The 18,326-nt window shown below is 66.9% G+C and carries 16 protein-coding genes; 11 read left to right on the top strand and 5 right to left on the bottom strand.

Annotation, left to right across the window (positions count from 1 at the left end; translation table 11 throughout):
• Nucleotides 1-12 precede the first annotated feature (12 nt).
• The 5 genes from CEX88_RS20975 to CEX88_RS20995 all read left to right on the top strand — a co-directional run bounded on the left by CEX88_RS20975 (nt 13) and on the right by CEX88_RS20995 (nt 8,439).
• Complete coding sequence (locus CEX88_RS20975; RefSeq protein WP_094294955.1) at nt 13-879, top strand: SAM-dependent methyltransferase; 867 nt, start codon at nt 13-15, stop codon at nt 877-879.
• Between the two features lie 6 nt (nt 880-885).
• A complete protein-coding gene (locus CEX88_RS20980) occupies nt 886-2,619 on the top strand; it encodes an AMP-binding protein (protein ID WP_420799237.1) in 1,734 nt (577 codons plus the stop codon).
• A gap of 131 nt (nt 2,620-2,750) precedes the next feature.
• The gene (locus CEX88_RS20985; protein ID WP_094294957.1) at nt 2,751-4,631 is read left to right on the top strand and encodes an ABC transporter ATP-binding protein; all 1,881 of its coding nucleotides are present in this window, start codon (nt 2,751-2,753) and stop codon (nt 4,629-4,631) included.
• A 41-nt stretch (nt 4,632-4,672) separates the two neighbouring features.
• The gene (locus CEX88_RS20990) at nt 4,673-6,598 is read left to right on the top strand and encodes an ABC transporter ATP-binding protein (RefSeq protein WP_094294958.1); all 1,926 of its coding nucleotides are present in this window, start codon (nt 4,673-4,675) and stop codon (nt 6,596-6,598) included.
• Nucleotides 6,595-8,439 carry an ABC transporter ATP-binding protein gene (locus CEX88_RS20995; RefSeq protein ID WP_094294959.1) on the top strand — a complete coding sequence of 615 codons (1,845 nt, stop codon included), beginning with the start codon at nt 6,595-6,597 and terminating at the stop codon, nt 8,437-8,439. Before CEX88_RS20990 ends, CEX88_RS20995 begins: the two co-directional genes overlap by 4 nt.
• A gap of 99 nt (nt 8,440-8,538) precedes the next feature.
• Here CEX88_RS20995 and CEX88_RS21000 read toward each other — a convergent pair whose 3' ends face one another.
• Together CEX88_RS21000 and CEX88_RS21005 are read right to left on the bottom strand one after the other, a co-directional pair.
• Entirely contained in the window at nt 8,539-9,918 is a 1,380-nt protein-coding gene (locus CEX88_RS21000) for an NAD(P)-binding protein (protein ID WP_094294960.1), read from the bottom strand.
• On the bottom strand, nt 9,919-11,022 hold the full coding sequence (locus tag CEX88_RS21005; RefSeq protein WP_094294961.1) for an epoxide hydrolase family protein: 1,104 nt from the start codon (nt 11,020-11,022) through the stop codon (nt 9,919-9,921). It abuts the gene before it with no gap.
• Nucleotides 11,023-11,075: 53 nt separating this feature from the next.
• Here CEX88_RS21005 and CEX88_RS21010 point away from each other — a divergent pair, with 53 nt between their 5' ends.
• Nucleotides 11,076-11,471: a hypothetical protein gene (locus CEX88_RS21010; protein WP_066848453.1), complete on the top strand. Its 396-nt coding sequence runs from the start codon at nt 11,076-11,078 to the stop codon at nt 11,469-11,471.
• Here CEX88_RS21010 and CEX88_RS21015 read toward each other — a convergent pair.
• Nucleotides 11,449-12,591 carry an FAD-dependent oxidoreductase gene (locus tag CEX88_RS21015; RefSeq protein WP_094294962.1) on the bottom strand — a complete coding sequence of 381 codons (1,143 nt, stop codon included), beginning with the start codon at nt 12,589-12,591 and terminating at the stop codon, nt 11,449-11,451. The genes CEX88_RS21010 and CEX88_RS21015 overlap by 23 nt on opposite strands.
• A gap of 101 nt (nt 12,592-12,692) precedes the next feature.
• On the opposite strand from CEX88_RS21015, the gene CEX88_RS21020 reads away from it, so the two are divergent.
• The 3 genes from CEX88_RS21020 to CEX88_RS21030 all read left to right on the top strand — a co-directional run bounded on the left by CEX88_RS21020 (nt 12,693) and on the right by CEX88_RS21030 (nt 14,060).
• Nucleotides 12,693-13,235, top strand: a complete 543-nt coding sequence (locus CEX88_RS21020; RefSeq protein ID WP_066848439.1) for a TetR/AcrR family transcriptional regulator — start codon at nt 12,693-12,695, stop codon at nt 13,233-13,235.
• Nucleotides 13,236-13,247: 12 nt separating this feature from the next.
• Entirely contained in the window at nt 13,248-13,694 is a 447-nt protein-coding gene (locus tag CEX88_RS21025) for a hypothetical protein (RefSeq protein ID WP_066848431.1), read from the top strand.
• 120 nt (nt 13,695-13,814) lie between these two features.
• A complete protein-coding gene (locus CEX88_RS21030) occupies nt 13,815-14,060 on the top strand; it encodes a hypothetical protein (protein WP_066848429.1) in 246 nt (81 codons plus the stop codon).
• A gap of 15 nt (nt 14,061-14,075) precedes the next feature.
• Here the strand turns inward: CEX88_RS21030 and CEX88_RS21035 are convergent, their stop codons facing one another.
• Both CEX88_RS21035 and CEX88_RS21040 read right to left on the bottom strand, forming a co-directional pair.
• Nucleotides 14,076-14,768 (bottom strand): hypothetical protein, encoded by a 693-nt coding sequence (locus tag CEX88_RS21035; protein ID WP_066848567.1) that lies wholly within the window; start codon nt 14,766-14,768, stop codon nt 14,076-14,078.
• Nucleotides 14,769-14,805: 37 nt separating this feature from the next.
• Nucleotides 14,806-16,275 (bottom strand): acetyl-coenzyme A carboxylase carboxyl transferase subunits beta/alpha, encoded by a 1,470-nt coding sequence (locus CEX88_RS21040; protein WP_094294963.1) that lies wholly within the window; start codon nt 16,273-16,275, stop codon nt 14,806-14,808.
• Between the two features lie 37 nt (nt 16,276-16,312).
• On the opposite strand from CEX88_RS21040, the gene CEX88_RS21045 reads away from it, so the two are divergent.
• Nucleotides 16,313-17,047, top strand: a complete 735-nt coding sequence (locus CEX88_RS21045; RefSeq protein WP_094294964.1) for an enoyl-CoA hydratase — start codon at nt 16,313-16,315, stop codon at nt 17,045-17,047.
• Nucleotides 17,047-18,165 (top strand): MBL fold metallo-hydrolase, encoded by a 1,119-nt coding sequence (locus CEX88_RS21050; RefSeq protein ID WP_094294965.1) that lies wholly within the window; start codon nt 17,047-17,049, stop codon nt 18,163-18,165. The genes CEX88_RS21045 and CEX88_RS21050 overlap by 1 nt, the downstream gene beginning before the upstream one ends.
• Nucleotides 18,166-18,326 lie beyond the last annotated feature (161 nt).

Consider the following 18,326-nt stretch of genomic DNA (forward strand, 5'->3'; position numbering starts at 1 on the left):
GAAGGGGAGGAAATGGAAACACTGAGCGAGCGCGGTGCATCGCCCGAGTCGATTCAGCACCACTACGACGTGAGTAACAAGTTCTACTCACTGTGGCTCGATGAGTCGATGACTTATTCATGCGCATTGTGGGATGGCGAGAGTGATGATCTCGCGGAGGCGCAGAGACGGAAGATCGATTACCTCGTGACCGAGGCCGGGGCGACGGGGTGCAGCCGCGTACTGGACATCGGATGCGGGTGGGGTTCGGTCATGCAACGAATGGTCGCCGAACATGGCGTTCAGCAAGTCACCGGACTGACGTTGAGCGAGGCGCAGGCCAAACACGTCGAGGGGCTGGGCGATTCCCGATTTCAAGTGCTCATCCAAGACTGGGCGGATTTCGTTCCCGAGGAACGCTATGACGCCGCCGTTTCGATAGGCGCGATGGAGCACTTCGTCAAGTTCGGCCGGAAGAGATCAGACAGAGTAGATGCATATCGGCGATTCTTCGAGAAGTGTCATGAAATCCTTCATCCCGGCGCGGGTCTGGCTCTGCAGACAATTGGCAAAGGTAACGTCGCAATGGACCAACAAGGGCTGGAAGATTGCCTATTCATAGCCGAGCACATATTCCCGGAGTCGGATCCGCCAAGGCTGGCAGAGATAGCACACGCCGCCGAGAAGCTATTCGAGATCAGATCGGTGCAGAATCATCGGGAGCACTACGCATTGACCTGCTCAGCATGGCTCGAGAGGCTACGGAGCAATTGGACGGAGGCGGTAGAAATTGTCGGTCCGGAAAAGGTGTCGGTCTACGAGAGATATCTCGAGGCATCGATCAGGCAGTTCCGGCTCGAACACGCAAACCTCTACCGAATTTCGCTCCGGAGGGTGTGAATCCGCGTGAATGATGCTTCCCCCGCCGCGATGATCCGGGAGCGCGCCGGTTTCCAACCCAACGACACAGCGTTCACGTTCATCGACTATGACCGGGACTGGAACGGTGTCCCCGAAAGCCTGACCTGGTCCCAGCTGTACCGGCGAACGACGAACGTCGCCAATGCGCTCGAACGCTGCGCGTCGCCCGGCGATCGGGCGGTGATCTCGGCGCCACAGGGGCTTGACTACATCGTCGCCTTCTACGGCGCACTGCAAGCCGGACTCATCGCCGTTCCGCTCTCCGTCCCGATGGGTGGCGTCACCGATGAGCGCGTCGATTCGGTGCTGCACGACTCCTCGCCGGCAGTAGTTCTCACGACGTCTGCAGTCGTGGACAGCGTCACGCAGGCCGTACAGTCGCAAAGCGGCGGGGCTCCTGTGGTGATCGCTGTTGATTCGCTGGATCTCGATGCACCGCCGGGATCCGATGCCGGGTGCGAGGACGGTCCCGACATCGCGTTTCTGCAGTACACGTCCGGGTCGACCCGTACGCCGGCGGGCGTCATGGTGTCGAACAGGAACCTTCTGGTGAATTACCGGCAGCTGATGTCGGATCTGTTCGCCGACGACGGAAACGTGCCTCCACCCGACACCACTATCGTGTCGTGGCTGCCGTTCTATCACGACATGGGCTTGATGGTCGGAATCTTCGTTCCTGTCCTGGCCGGCCTCCACGCTGTGCTCATGAGCCCGGTGGCGTTCTTGCAGCGGCCGGCGCGGTGGATGCAATTGTTGGCGAGCAACAAGCACGCATTCTCGTCGGCGCCGAACTTCGCGTTTGAAATCGCCGCGAAGAAGACGTCCGACGAGGACATGGCCGGACTCGACCTCGGTCAGCTGCGTGGAATAGGTAGCGGTAGCGAGCGCATCAATCCCGCCACCATCGAGCGCTTCACCAAGCGGTTCGCTCCCTACAACCTCGCCGAGACAGTGTTACGTCCCGGATACGGGTTGGCGGAAGCGACGGTGTATGTGGCGACCGGCCGGCCGAACCAGGTGCCCAAGGTTGTGCGTTTCGACGCCGACAAGCTGACTGCCGGCAAGGCGGAGCGCTGCGAAAACAGGGGCGGCACACCGTTGGTCAGTTACGGGGTGCCGCACTCGCCGACGGTTCGGATCGTGGATCCCGACACGATGACCGAGTGCCCGGCGGGGGTGACTGGCGAGATCTGGGTGTACGGGGACAACGTGGCGCTGGGGTATTGGCAGAAGCCGGAGGAGACCGAAGCCACGTTCGGGGGCAGGCTTGTCGCTCCGTCGGAGGGTACGCCGGAGGGGCCGTGGTTGCGGACTGGGGATCAGGGCTTTTTGTTCGATGACGAGTTGTTTGTCATCGGCCGTATCAAGGATCTGTTGATCGTGTACGGGCGTAATCATTCGCCTGATGACATCGAGGCCACGGTGCAGGAGATCACGCGGGGGCGGTGCGCGGCGATCGCGGTGCCGGACCGTTCGGTCGAGAAGCTGGTCGTCATCATCGAGGCTAGGAAGCGTGGCTCCGATCAGGAGGCTGCCGAGACCCTGGCTGAGGTCAAGCGCGAAGTCACCTCGGCGATATCCAACGCACACGGCCTGAACGTCGCCGATCTTGTTCTGGTGTCACCGGGATCGATCCCCATCACCACGAGCGGCAAGGTCCGGCGCGCAACCTGTGTCGACCAGTATCAGCAGCGTCAGTTCGCCCGGATAGACGCCTAGCCGGTCTCAGGCCGCGGACGCCGGCGTCCGACAGGAGAGTGCGGCCGAAATCCCGGGTATCCCGTAGGTGCCCGGTCAGCGGCACGGGAAGCCGTTGACCTCATTCATTGTTGAGGTTCTACGGTGATTTCATGAGCATGGAAACGGTCGCGCGGCAGACGCTGTACCGGCAGTCGCATGCCCGCGGCGGCGATCTGCGGTCGCTGCTGAACACGGCGTTGCTGCGTCGCATCTGGCGTTTCGCTGCCCGCCACCATCCTCGGTTGCGCGCGTTCGTCGCGGTCAGCGTGGTCTCCGCGCTCCTCGGCGTCGCTACCCCCGTGCTGGCCGGCAAGGTCGTCGACGCCATCACGGCAGGATCGGCACGCACGGTTCTGCTGCTTGCGGCTGTCATCGCGGCGGTGGCCGTTGCCGAGACTGCCGCCTCGCTGGTAACGAGGTGGTTGTCGTCGACGATCGGTGAGGGCCTCATTCTCGATTTGCGCACCGCGGTCTTCGACCACGTGCAGCGGATGCCGGTCGCCTTCTTCACCCGCACGCGGACCGGCGCGCTGGTGAGCCGGCTCGGCAACGATGTGATGGGGGCGCAACGCGCCTTCTCCGACACCCTCTCCGGTGTGGTAGCCAACCTCGTCACGCTCACGCTGACATTGGTGGTGATGCTGTCGATCTCGTGGCAGGTCACCCTGCTCTCGCTGGTGCTCGTGCCTCTTTTCATCGTTCCCGCCCGCCGGATCGGTCGCACGATGGCTCGGCTGTCCCGCGAGGCCGCCACCCACAACGCGACCATGAATACGCAGATGACCGAACGGTTCTCGGCGCCCGGCGCCACGCTGGTCAAGCTGTTCGGCGATCCGGCGACCGAATCGCGCGAGTTCGCGCTGCGGGCGGGCCGCGTCCGCGACATCGGCGTGAAAACCGCGATGCTGCAGTCGGTCTTCATGAACTCGCTGACGTTCATGTCGGCGTTGGCGCTCGCGCTCGTCTATGGGCTCGGCGGCGCGCTGGCCATCGGCGGCCACTTGCAGGCAGGCGCGATCGTGTCCCTGGCACTGCTGTTGACCCGCCTGTACGCGCCCCTGACCGCACTGGCCAACGCCCACGTCGAGATCGCCAGCGCGCTGGTGTCCTTCGAGCGGGTCTTCGAGGTGCTCGACCTTGAGCCGCTCATTGCGGAACGGCCGGGCGCCGTGCCGGTTCCCGCCGGTCCGGTGGCGGTGCAGTTCGACGATGTGCGGTTCTCGTACCCGTCGGCGGACAAGGTGTCGCTGGCCTCGCTGGAGGAGGTCGCCGAACTCGACATCCGCGGCGGTGACGAAGTGCTGCACGGCATCTCGTTCACCGCGCGACCCGGGCAGATGGTGGCTCTGGTGGGTTCGTCGGGGGCGGGCAAGTCGACGATCGCGTCACTGCTCGCCCGCCTCTACGACGTCGACTCCGGCGCGGTCACACTCAACGGCGTTGATGTCCGCGACGTGTTGTTCGTGTCGCTCAAGGACACCGTCGGCGTGGTGACTCAGGACGGCCACCTGTTCCACGAGTCGATCCGGGCCAACTTGAAGCTTGCGGCGCCCGATGCCACCGACGACCAACTGTGGGAGGCGCTCGACCGGGCGCGACTCGCCGATGTGGTCGCGGAGATGCCCGACGGACTCGACACCGTGGTCGGTGAGCGGGGCTACCGCCTGTCCGGCGGACAGCGCCAGCGGTTGACGATCGCGCGGCTGCTGCTGGGTCGATCCCGGGTCGTCGTGCTCGACGAGGCCACCGCATCGCTGGACTCCGAATCGGAGGCCGCCGTTCAGCAAGCCCTCGGCGAAGCGCTCGCCGGTCGGACATCGATTGTGATCGCGCATCGGCTGTCGACCGTGCGCGCGGCCGATCTGATCCTGGTCGTCGAGGACGGTCACATCGTCGAGCGGGGCACCCATTTCGAACTGCTCGCCAACAGAGGCCGGTATGCCGAGTTGTACGAGACACAGTTCGGATCCCAGGAATCGGCAGCGGCATGACCACGCGATATCCGATTGCCTGGCATGGGAAGATGGACTAAGTGGTCGCCCCCGAAGCCCAGGCCCTGCGCTCCGCGCCAGCCATCGCCCCGCCACCGCAACGCCGACGCGCGAGCTCGGACCTGTGGCGGATGCTGCCGTACCTGATGCCGTATCGGGCGCGCTGGATCGCAATGGTCACGGTCGCCATCGCCAGCCTCGCCGCCACCGTGTCCATCCCACTGATGACCAAAGCCGTCATCGACGGTCCGGTGCGCCACCAGGATCAACAGGGGCTGTGGCTGCTCGGCACCGCCGCGATGGGCATCGGCGTCACCGAAGCGGTGCTGTGGTTCGTCCGCCGATGGCTGGCTGCCCGCGCCACCTTGGGTGTCGAGGCCGATATCCGCACGGACCTCTACGCGCGGCTGCAGGTGCTGCCGATGAGCTTCCACGGACGCTGGCAGTCCGGCCAGCTGCTCTCGCGAATCATGAACGACCTCGGCACAATTCGCCGCTTCATGTCGTTCGGCTTGCTCTTCCTGCTACTCAACGGACTCCAGATCACCGTCGTCACGGCCATCCTGCTGGCGATGTACTGGCCGCTGGGCGTGGTCGTGGTGGTGTCGATCGTGCCGATCACACTGACCGTCCTGCACTTCCAACAGGAATACACCCGCTTGTCGCGGCTGGCCCAGGATCAGGCTGGTCACGTCGCCACCCACGTCGAGGAATCGGCGCTGGGGTTGCGGGTGATCAAATCCTTCGGCCGCGAGGGCTACGTCTACGACCGGTTCGACGACCAACTCACCGATCTTTATGGCACGCAGATCGATCGCGTGTCGGTCTCGGCGAAGTTCTGGACGTTGCTCGAAGTCATCCCGAACCTGACGTTGATCGTGGTCCTCGGTTTCGGCGCCTACGCCGCCGGCGAGGGTCACGTGACCCTCGGCACGCTGGTCGCGTTCATCACGATGATGCTGTCGCTGGTCTGGCCGATCGCTTCCCTGGGCTTTTTGTTGTCGATGACGCAGGAGGCGTTCACCGCCGCGAACCGGATCACCGAGATCTTCGATACGCCAATCGATATCGTCGACGGCGCCGTTGACCAACCGCCGAGCGGCGGACGCCTGGAACTCATCGACGTCGGCTTCCGATTCCCCGACTCGGACGAGTTCGCGCTGCGCCATGTCACGGTCACCGTCGAACCGGGGGAGACGCTCGCGCTCGTCGGGTCGACGGGGTCGGGAAAGTCGGTGCTGGCCGCCCTCGTGTCTCGCCTGTACGACGTGTCCGAGGGTTCCATCCGCATCGACGGGCGCGACATTCGCGAATTCACCCTGCCCGCGCTGCGTGAAGCCGTGGCCACGGCCTTCGAAGACCCGACGCTGTTCTCCATGTCGGTCGCCGAGAACCTGAGGCTCGGACGACCGGACGCCTCCGATGACGACCTGGCCGAGGCGATCGACGTCGCGGCCGCGCACTTCGTCTACGACCTGCCCTTCGGCCTCGAGACCCGCATCGGCGAACAGGGCATGAGCCTGTCCGGTGGGCAACGGCAGCGGCTGTCGCTGGCGCGCGCGATCCTGGCGGCGCCCAAGATCCTCGTTCTCGACGACACGCTGTCCGCGCTCGACGTCCACACCGAAGCAGTCGTCGAGGAGGCGCTGCGCCGGGTGCTGCACTCCGTCACCGGAATCGTTGTGGCGCATCGCGCGTCGACGGTCCTGCTTGCCGACAAGGTGGCCCTGCTAGAGGGCGGCACCATCACCCATGTCGGCACCCACGCCGAGCTGCTCGCCGAGGTGCCGCAGTACCGGTACCTGCTGGCCGCCGATGACGAGCTGGCCGACGGCACCGAGCGCGCGTGCGCGTGGGAGGACGATCGGGACCGCAGCCGCCTCGACCACGCCGTCGAGGAGCAGGAGGCGCTGCACCGCGACCCCGCACAGCGACGGTTCGCGGCTTCGGAGGCCGAACGCCGATGACCGCCACCGACACCACTGATACCGCGACACCAGAATGGCGCGGCAAGTTCGAAGAACACCAGGACGATCTGCCGATCGACGAGACCATCGACCGACGCCGCGAGGCCCGTTCGCTTCTCGGCGACCTGCTGCGCCCCTACCGCTTCACCGTCGGGCTGCTCGCCCTCGTAGTGGTCGTGGAGAACGCGGCGCGTCTGTCGGTTCCGATCCTCGTGCAGCGCGGCATCGACCGGGGCATCCCGCCGATCGTCGAAGGCGGGCCGGCCCACACGCTGCTGATGATCGTCGGCACCCTCGCCATCGTCGTGGCGGTGCAGGCCACCAGTCGGATGTTTTTCCTCCGCCGCTCCGGGCGCATCGGACAGAAAGTGCTTCTGGAGTTGCGCCGCAGGGTGTTTCGGCACTTCCAGCGCCTGGACATCGCCTTCCACGACCGGTACACCTCGGGGCGGGTGGTGAGTCGGTCCACCAACGACGTCGAAGCCATCCAGGACATGCTCGAGACCGGCTTCGACAGCCTGGTTACCGCGGTGCTCACGCTGTTCGGCACGGCGGTCCTGCTCGTCGTGCTCGACTGGCGGCTCGGGTTGATGTGCCTGGGCGCCTTCCCGGTCTTGATCGGGCTGGTGTGGTGGTTCCGCAACGAGTCGGCGAGAACGTATCGGCGAGTACGCGAAAGCGCCGCGTTGGTGATCGTGCAGTTCGTCGAGACGATGACGGGCATCAAGGCCGTGCAGGCCTACCGCCGCGAACCGCGCAACCAGCAGATCTTCGAAGACATCGCCGACCGCTACAAGGCCGACAACGAGCGCACCTTCCAACTGCTCGCGATCTTCATGCCGGGGGTCAAACTCGTCGGCAACCTCACCACCGGCGTGGTGCTGCTGTACGGCGGCTACCGCGTCCTGAACGGACAGATGACCATCGGCACGCTGACCGCGTTCCTGCTGTACCTGCGCATGTTCTTCGAACCGATGCAGGAGATCTCGCAGTTCTTTAACACGTTCCAGTCGGCGGCGTCGGCGCTGGAGAAGCTGGCGGGCGTGCTCGCCCAGCGCCCGGGAATCAAAGACCCGAAGCACCCCGTGGCGCTGACCGGCGTGCGCGGCGAGATCGCCTTCCACGATGTGCGATTCCAGTACGTCGCCGACCGCCCGGTCCTGCCTGGGTTGATGCTCGAGGTGCCTGCCGGCCAGACCGTCGCGCTGGTCGGCACCACCGGTGCGGGCAAGACCACGATCGCCAAGCTGATCGCGCGGTTCTACGATCCGACCTCTGGCTCGGTGACGCTGGACGGCGTTGACCTACGCGACCTTTCGCAGAGCGAGCTGCGCCGCCACGTTGTGATGGTCACCCAGGAGAACTTCATGTTCGACGGCACCATCGCCGACAACATCCGGTTCGGCCGGCCCGACGCCACCGACGCCGAGGTCGCCGCTGCGGCCGAAGCCGTCGGCGCCGACCGCTTCATCGCGGCGCTGCCCGACGGATACGACACCGATGTCGCCAAACGTGGCGGCCGGCTTTCGGCGGGGCAGCGGCAACTCGTCGCGTTCGCGCGGGCGTTCCTCGCCGATCCCGCGGTGCTGATCCTCGACGAGGCGACGTCGTCGTTGGACATCCCCAGCGAGCGGATGGTTCAGCGAGCGCTCGAGACCGTGCTCGCCGATCGCACCGCGTTGGTGATCGCGCACCGGTTGTCCACCGTCCAGGTCGCCGACAGGGTGCTGGTGCTCGAGCACGGCAGGATCGTCGAGGACGGCACACCCGCCGAACTGATCGCCCGCTCGGGCGGTCACTACGCCGCACTGCACCGCGCGTGGGTGGAGTCGCTGGCGTAGCCGTTGCCGCCGAAACTGAAAATATGCGCGAGAATCGCGCGAAATCTCGTGCACAAGCTCAGATTCGGCGCAGGGAGCGGGATTGGGGGCGGCGCGGTGCTAAGCCTGCGCCAGCAGTGCTTCCAACTTCTCGTTGACCGCGGGAAGCTCCGAGGTGAGCATCGAGATGATCCGGTCGCGTGCCCGTTCGCTGACGTTGGCGGTCACATGGTGCAACGCGTTGAGCCGCGCCGCGTCCACCCACTTCATCATGTCCGGGTCGGAGAACCACTGCAGCTGGTTCTCGTTGAAGATCAACATCATCCGCAGCCAGTCGACCGGGACGTGCGGGTAGGGCACCGGCCGGCACAACGCATTGCGGGCGTCGTCGTCGGCATACGCCGTCTCGACGTGAGCGATGACGGCCGCACTGAACGCCGGCTGACACGTGCGCACCGTCTGCAGCGCGATGTGGTCGCCGTCGAAGATCGTCGTCACCGGCTCCTTGCCCAAACCGTCTGCGGTGCAGTCGATGTAGAGCACCGAGTCGCCGACCTCACGCACCCCGTCGTCGAGCGTGATCCGCCCGGGCTCGATCGCCCGGACGTGGCCCATCCGCACGACGTCGGTGATGCGGCGCAGCTCGGACAGCTCGGCCTGCGACAGGATCGCGCACCGGTACATCGTCGGTTCGACGGACCGGTCGATGCGTTGCAGGCAGCCCTTGTCCTCGAGTCGCTCGAACAGGTCGGGAAGCGACTCCGCCTCGCGCACCGCGGCCAATTGGTTGGCGAAATCCCCGATCGTGTGCTTTGCGAACTGCCGGCCTGGTTGAATGGCCGCCCGGTCCAGCACCCACGACTCGCGGGGCTTGATCCACGTCATCCGCTCCGGCGCGATGCCGTGCCGCAACAGCCACAGGCACGAGTCCATCGCCGTCTTCCCCCCTCCCACAACGACATAACGGTCACGCGGGTCCGGCAGCCGCGGCAGGCTGTTGGGCGGCACGACATGGACACCGTCTGCGATGTCATAGGACGGGCGCCGCATCGACGGCACGACGACCTCGACCCGCGTCGTGACCACCCGCCGCGCCGTCACCTCGATGTCCTCGCCGCCGAATGTGCGCACCCGCCCGTCGCGGAGATACTCGCTCATTGGCAGATACGTCACCCGACCGGTCGGCAGCAGGTGCTGGGTCATCACCGCGTCGAAGTACGCGCACACCTCGGCACCGCTAGCCAGCTCGTAATAGCCTGCGTTGAGCCCGAATTGGTCGACAGTGTCGCTGCCCAGCCCCCGCGAGTTCACCCCGTAGTAGGCCGACGGCTGGTGCAGCCGCACGAACGGGTACGCCGTCGTCCAGTGACCGCCGGGCTGGTCGTTGCGGTCGACCACCACGACCGTCGCATCCGACTCGTGGACCAACGTGTCGGTGAACGCGAGCCCCATCGCGCCCGCCCCCACGACCAAGTAGTCGGCCTCCAGCGTCCTGCCCATCTATCGCACGCTATCGAAGAACTTCGCGACGTCGTCGACGTACAGGTCGGGCTGCTCGAACGCCGCGAAGTGACCACCGCGCGGCATCGTCGTCCAATGGGTGATGTTGTATCCGTTCTCGCACCAGTCGCGCGGGGCCTGCAGGATCTCTTTGGGAAAGGATGCGACGCCGGTCGGGAGTTCGACGCGGTCGAACCCGCCGAACGCGTTGAAGCTCTCCCAGTAGAGCCGGGCCGACGACGCGCCCGATGCGGTCAGCCAGTACAGCATCACGTTGTCAAGGAGTTCGTCTTTGGTCAGCACATTCTCCGGATGGCCGTCGCAGTCCATCCACGACCAGAACTTCTCCACGATCCACGCCAGCTGCCCGACCGGGGAGTCGACGAGGCCATAGCCGAGGGTCTGCGGACGGGTCGACTGCTGTTTGGAATAACCCGAATCCCACTTCTGGTAGTACGCGCCACGTTCCAGCGCCCGCTTCTCCTCTTCGGTCGGATTCTCGAGCTTGCCGGGTGGGAACCCGAGCGGCATGTTCAGGTGGATCGCTTTGCAGCGGCCCCCGTTGCGGCCGATCTGCGTGGTGACCGCGGCACCCCAGTCGCCGCCCTGCGCGCCGAACCGGTCATAGCCCAGCTCGCTCATCAGGGTGTCCCAGGCCGAGGCGATCTTCTCGATGCCCCAACCTGTTTCGGTGGGTTTTCCGGAGAAGCCGTAACCCGGCAGCGACGGGCAGACGACGTCGAAGCCGCGCTCGGTGAGCGGTTCGATCACCTTGTGGAACTCGACGATCGACCCCGGCCAGCCGTGGGTGATCAGCAACGGGAACGCATCGGCCTGCGACGAGCGCTGATGGATGAAGTGGATGTCGAGCCCGTCGATCTCGGTGGTGTAGTGGTCGAACCGGTTCAACGCCGCCTCGCGGGCCCGCCAGTCGTAACCCTCGGCCCAGTACTCGGCCAGCTCGCGGGTGTAGGCCAGCGGAATGCCCTGGCTCCAGTCGTCGACACATTCGGCCTCGGCCCACCGCGTTCGGCGCAACCGCGACTGCAGGTCGGCGAGGTCGTCGTCGGGAATCGCGATGCGGAACGGGCGGATGGCTGCCATGTCCGGATCCTGTCACGGGATGAATTCCTGCGACCGCCGGAGTCGGTATCTACATGACGACGATCGGAACGGTCGGGCGACGGGCGTGCGCCGTACTCGCGGCGGGATCGGCCCTGTTACACGCGGCCATGCTCGGCCACGCGGAACGTCCGTTCACCGCCGCGGTGTTGGCCGCGATGGTCGGGGCATGCCTGTACTGCGCGCGTGACCTGTGGCGCGACGGGCGACAGCGCACCTGGGTAGCCGTCGCGCTGATGAACCTGGCGATGATCGCGCTGCATCTGCCCGGGCCCGGCCATCACCACGGTGCGGCGGCGACCAACGGCCCCTCGACCGTGATGGCCGTGGCCACAGTGGTCGCCATGGTCGAGGCGGGCATCGCCGCGGCCGTGCTGTACGGGCACAGCCGGGCCACGGCGGTGGAGTTCAGCGGTAGACCAGACCGCTGAACCTGCGCGCCAGGCCGCTGCGCACCGCGGGCACGAGCCCGGCCAGCCGGATCGCCGTGTTGCGGATCGGGCGCGCGGCGCGGGGGAGGGTGGCCAGCCGGGTGAGGCGATCGGTCATCTCCACGACCTCCTGCGCGATGGGGCGCCGCGACTCGCTGTAGTCGTCGAGCCGGGCGTCGGGTTCGCCTGCGAGAACAGCGGTCAGCGCGTCGGCGAGTGCCACCGCGTCCTGGATGCCGAGGTTCATGCCCTGCCCGCCGGCGGGACTGTGCACATGCGCGGCGTCACCGGCCAGCAGCAGCCGGCCCGCGCGGAAGGTGTCGGCGACCCGGTGGTGAACGCGGAAGCGTGAACCCCAGATCACCGCGTTCACCGTCGGCGCCGCGGCGCCGATACGGGCGTCGAGGATCTGCTGAACGAACGCCTGCGATGGCTCCTCGGGCGCGTCGGCGACCGGCGCGACGATCCGATGAACGCCGTCGGGCAGCGGTGCTACCACGGTCAGCCCCTCCTTGGCCCAGTACAGGATGACCTCGTCGGAGGGCGCGCGGCCGGTGAGCCGGGCGTCGGCGAGCACGAACGACTCGTCGTACACGCTGCCTTCGAAGCCGATGTGAGCCTGCTCCCGCACGAGGCTGCGGATTCCGTCGGCGCCGACGACGTAGCGTGCGCGGAGGGCGTCGCCGTCGTCGAACGTCGCGGTGACTCCGGTCCGATCCTCGGCGAGCGTGGTCAGGGTCTTCGGGCGCAGCACACGACCGCCAATTTCCTCCAGTCGCTCGAGCAACAGGCGTTCGGTGGTGGCCTGCGACACCATCAACGAATACGGATACTCGGTCGGCAGCCCGCTGAAGTCGACCGGGATCAGCGTGCGGCCGCGGTCGCGGATCGTGAACCGTGACGCCTGCACCCCCTCCTTGACCAGCCGCCTGGCCACGTCGAACGCTTCGAGCACCTCGAGTGTGCGGGCATTGACCACCGCTGCGCGCGACGTATTGGCGCCCGCGGCCTGGCGATCGACCACCGTCGTCGCCACGCCGTGCGAGACCAACGCCACCGCTGCGGCCAGTCCGGTCGGGCCCGCCCCGACGATCAGGACATCGGTGTCGTGGGTGTTCATCGTCTTCTCCTTCCGCCGGCCGTCTATGCCAACGCTTGTTGACATCACTATGTACTCTGGTTCAGCCTCTTGTCAACACTTGTTGGCCTACACTTGTTGGCATGCGGAGATCCTCGGAGCAGACCAAGGCGGTCATCCTGGCGGCAGCACGCGACCGGTTCGCTCGATCGGGTTTCGAACGAGCCACCATCCGGGCCATTGCCGCGGACGCCGGCATCGACCCGTCGATGGTGATGCGGTACTTCGGCAACAAGAACCAGTTGTTCGCGGCGGCCGCCGACTTCGACCTGCAGATCCCCGACCTGTCCGGTGTCGATCCCGGTGACGTCGGGGCCAGCCTGGTGTCCCACTTCATGAACCGGTGGGAGCGCGATGAGGCGCTGATCGTGCTGCTGCGGTCGAGCGCGACCAACAACGATGCCGCGCAACGGATGAGCGACATCTTCACCCGGCAGCTGCTGCCCGTCGTCGCCGCGATCAACCCCGTCGCACCGGAGCGGCGGGCGGTGTTGATCGCCACGCAGACGCTGGGGTTGGCGCTGTGCCGGTACGTGCTGCAGCTTCCGCCGATCGTCGCGATGTCGCACGAGGAGATCGTCGCGGCGGTGGGACCGACGGTGCAGCGTTATCTCGACGCCCCGTAATAATCGGCGGTGATGTGGACCCCGACGCTTCTTTCGATTGCCGCCGCCACGCTGCTGGCCTGTGTCGTATTCGGAGGCGGCCTTTACGAGACCGTCGTCGTCGACCCCGCGTGGCCCAAGCGGCCTGGCATCATCCAGGCGCACAACGGCGGTCTCTCGCGCCGCCGGTTCTGGATCCCGGCGCACACCGCATTCGAGGTGCTGCTCGTCGTCGCGCTCATCGCCGCGTGGTCCCACGCCGACGTGCGTACCGCGTTGCTGGTGGCGCTGGCCAGCCATGCAGTGATGCGGGTGTGGTCGCTGGTCGACTTCATACCGAAGGCGGTGGCGTTCGAGAGGGGCGATCCTGCGGAGGTCGACGAGTCCGCGGCGGTGCGCTGGACCCGGCGAAGTTGGCTGCGGTTGCCGCTTGACCTCGTCACCTGCATCGCGATGCTCGCCGCGCTGGCGCTCGCATAGACCGGTTGATCAACGGGCATAGCTAGGCCATGAGTCAGGACGCCGGCCGGGGGCCGCAGGAGAATCCGCAGGCCTCCGAGTGATCGACCGGCTGCAACAACAGACAGGACGGAACCAATCATGATCTCGACCGAGGATGTACGCACGCTGCTGCAGTCCGAAGAGAGAAATGCCATCCTGGTCGTCGTCGAAGGCCGGGTGGAGGTGATCAGTGCGGGCCGACTCGCTTCGGCCGACTACCGCGGCGCCCTTGAGGTGGCGTCCCGCGACGACCTGGTGCAACGCATCGGTGAGGCGCCGTCCGACCGCGAAATCGAAGAGCAGGCAGCACAACTGGACACCGCGGTCTCCGAGCTGGGCGGCTGATTGCCCAAAGCTGGGTCAGGCCTCGATCTCGCCGACGATCTTGCGTTCGATGCTCGCCCGAGTCGTCGGGGGCAGCACGATGAGGCCGTCGAGTTCCTTCTGCGCCCGGGCGTAGGCCGCTTTCCGCTCGTCGGAGGTCGCCGCGTCGTCGGATGCGAGCCGAAGCAAATGCTGGGCCCGTTCGATGCGAGCCTGGTCTTCGGTCGAGAAATCGCTGCGACGCCTGCGAATCGCGTCGGCCTCGGCGATGTCGAACGCCGCCACATACTCGTGCACCGCGTCGCGGTAGTCGATCTGCGTGGCGCGGTCGGCGATGATGTCGTCGACGGATTCGGGGCGCAGCAGATCCGCGCGACTCCTGGCCTTGTGAAATGCGAGCGTCAACGGAGCGCTCATGTCGGTCATCAGCGGAAAGTCCAACAGCTTCGCGACGTCGATCTCGTACTCGAGCCAGCGGGCGTCGGTGTCGGCGTGACGCTGCATCACCTTGGCCATCTCGCGCCGGTTCGCCGCTTCATGACTGCGTGCCCGGCCCGACGCCTCGGCCAGCGCCACCTTGGTCTCCTGCTTGATCCGATAGCGCTCGAGTCGGCGTTGCGCACGACGTTCGTTGGCAGCCGCGACCGCGCGCACACCGCCCGCGATCACGCCCCCGAAGGGAAAGATCAGCCACCAGAAGTTTCCGGCGAAATGGAGCAGGGCTTCCATCCAACCCAGCATGCCATCGGATGGTGGCCGCTCGGTGTCACAGGCCGATGCTCCGGTAGCGCTGCAGCCGCGTCCGCAGCCGTTCCTCTCCGGGAACCGACCGCAGCGAGTGCAGTTCGTTGGCGACGACGGCCGACAGCCGCTGCGTGAACTGCATGGGTTCGTCGGCGGCATCGGGGATTTCGGGGACGATCACGTCGACGATACCGTTGCGCAGCAGGTCTGCCGACCGAATACCTTGGGCCGCAGCCAGTTCCGGGGCATGGTCGAGATCCCGGAACACGATCGCGCTGGCTCCCTCCGGCGGGAGCGGCGCCAGCCAGCCGTGCAGCGCCGCCAACACCCGGTCGGCCGGCACCATCGCCAGCGCCGGTCCGCCGCTGCCCTGACCCAACAGCACCGACACCGTCGGCGTATCCAGGGTGACCAGTTCGGCCAGGCAGCGCGCGATCTCGCCGGCCAGCCCGCCTTGCTCGGCCTCGACGGTCAATGCGGGCCCGGCCGTGTCGATCACGAGCACCAGCGGCAGTTGCAGACCTTCGGCCAGCGCCATGCCCCGACGCGCCTCAAGCAGCGCCACAGGCCCGACCATCCCGCCGACCACACGTTGTTGTCCGAGCACCACCGCCGGCTGCCCGCCGAACCGCGCCAGCGCCAACAGCGTCGTCGCCGCCTCACCCTGTCCCGTGCCCGACAACAGCACCCGCTCGGTCGTCCCGTGCCGCAGCAGATACCCCACACCCGGGCGGTCTGGCCGCCGCGAGGCCTCCACCGACTCCCACGCCGGCACGTCGGGCAACGGCCCGAGTTCGGGTGCGGACGGCGGCGAGCCCGGCGGATCGGCGACCACCGTCAGCGTCCGGTCCAACGTGGCGCGCAGTGCGTCGAGCGGGACCACCCCGTCGACGACGCCGTGGCGGTGCAGGTTCTCGGCGGTCTGAATGCCCTCGGGAAACGGCTCACCGTAGAGGTGTTCGTACACCCTCGGCCCGAGGAAGCCGATCAGCGAGCCGGGTTCGGCGCCGGTCACATGGCCCAGCGATCCCCACGACGCGAACACCCCGCCGGTAGTGGGATGCCGCAGGTACACCAGATACGGTAGATGCGCGCGTTTGTGCAGTTCGACGGCCGCGGCGATCTTGACCATCTGCAGGAACGCAACCGTGCCCTCCTGCATCCTGGTGCCACCCGAACTCGGCGAGGCCAGCAGCGGCAGCCGCTGCGCCGTCGCCCGTTGCACCGCGGCGGTGATCCGCTCGGCCGCGGCCACCCCGATCGAGCCGGCAAGGAAGTCGAACTCGCACAGCACCACGGCGACTCGACGGCCGAACACCGTGCCTTCTCCGGTTACCACCGACTCGTCCAAGCCCGTCTTGGCGGCCGCGGCGGACAGCGCCCGCTGATAGTCGCCGTCGGCCCCGACATCCAGCGGAGGGCCGTCCCAACTGCGAAACGACCCGGGGTCCAGCACGGCATCGCGCACCTCGAGGGCACCGATCCGGCTCACAGCAACAGGCTAGAGCGCTTTATATAGGCTCGCTCCCATGATTGGTGTGACCCGCGACGGCCACGTGATGACCCTGGAGATGCAACGCGAGGACCGCCGCAACGCGCTCAACGCCGAACTCGTCGACGGGCTTCGCGAAGCGATCGAGAAGGCCGGCGCCGAGGACGTCCGCGCGATCGTGCTGACCGGCGCGGGCCACGTCTTCAGCTCCGGCGCCGACCTCTCCGGCGGCCAGGGGGTCGCCGACGAACTGCCCGATAAGGCGCGGGCGCTCAACCTGGCCATCGATGCGGCGCCGGTGCCGGTCATCGGCGCCATCAACGGACCCGCGATCGGCGCCGGGGTGATCCTGTCCATGATCTGCGACCTGCGCGTCGTCGCTCCCGAGGCGTACTTCCAGTTCCCGGTCGCGAAATACGGGATAGCGCTGGACAATTGGAGCATCCGGCGGTTGACGTCGCTGGTCGGGGCGGGCAGGGCGCGCGGCATGCTGATGGCGGCCGAGCGGCTCACCGCCGACGTCGCACTGCAGACCGGGATGGCCAACCGCATCGGCACGCTGCAAGACGCGCAGGCTTGGGCACAGGAGATCGCGGGCTTCGCGCCGCTGGCCCTGCAGCACGCCAAGCGGGTGCTCAACGACGACGGCGCCTACGAGGACCCGTGGCCGGCGCACAAGGATCTGTTCGATCGGGCGTGGGCGAGCCAGGACATCATCGAGGCGCAGGTGGCCCGCATCGAGAAGCGACCTCCGAGGTTCAAGGGGGCTTGATGATCCGGTCGGCGCTGCGCCTCGGCTTCGGCACGGCCTCACTGCTGGCCGGCGGTTGGCTTGTACGCGCATTGCAGGGTGCACCCGCGGCACTGGGCGCTTCGCCCACGGAGATCGAACACGTCGCGCGACGCTCCCCGAACTACCGCGACGGGGTGTTCGTCAACCTCGAACCGGCCTCGATGATGAGCATCGACGCCGAACAGCAGCGGCTGCTGGTGCGCGAGTTGGTCGGGTCACGCGGCGTCACCCGACCGGACGGCTCGATTCCGGTCGTCACACCGTCACCCACCGAGCCCGACTCGACGCAGGTGTCGGCGTGCTGGTTCGGTCACTCCTCGGCGCTGGTCGAACTCGACGGCTACCGCGTGCTGGCCGACCCGGTGTGGAGCCGCCGGTGCTCACCGTCCCAAACGGTCGGCCCGGAGCGGATGCACGAGGTGCCCGCTCCGCTCGAGGCGCTGGCCGCCGTCGACGCGATCATCGTCAGCCACGACCACTACGACCACCTCGACATGGACACGATCGTCGGCCTCGTCCACACGCAGCGGGCGCCGTTCGTCGTCCCGCTCGGCATCGGCGCGCACCTGCGCAAATGGGGGATACCGGAGAGCCGGATCGTCGAACTCGACTGGAACGAGAGCCACACGATCGGCGATCTCACCCTGGTGTGCACGCCGGCGCGACACTTCTCCGGTCGCGCGTTCACCCGTAACACCACGCTGTGGGCATCGTGGGTGATCATGGGCCCGCAACACCGGGCGTTCTTCGGCGGCGACACCGGATACACCAAGAGCTTCGCCCAGATCGGTATGGACCACGGGCCGTTCGACCTGACGCTGCTGCCCGTCGGTGCCTACCATCCGGCGTGGCCGGACATCCACATGAACCCCGAAGAGGCGGTCAAGGCGCACCTCGACGTCGCCGAAGCCGACCGGGGGCTGCTGGTACCGATCCACTGGGCCACCTTCCGGCTCGCGCCACACCCGTGGGCCGAACCGGTCGAGCGGCTGCTGCGGGCCGCCGACGCGGAGAAGGTGCAATTAGCGGTGCCCAAACCGGGGCAGCGGGTCCGGTTGGACGCGACGCCGCCGCTCCACCCGTGGTGGCGGTTCTAACCCCGCCTTCCAGCGCACACTTTTTGCCGACGCACTCGCGGTTCGAGCACCCCAACAGTGCGCTCGTCGGGTTACCGTTCAGCTCATGAACTGACTCTTATACACATCCGACGCTGCCGACGAAGGACACAGTGACGACGACGACCGGACCAGCATTATAA

This window comes from Mycobacterium neumannii (genome assembly GCF_002245615.1).
GTDB lineage: Bacteria > Actinomycetota > Actinomycetes > Mycobacteriales > Mycobacteriaceae > Mycobacterium > Mycobacterium neumannii_A.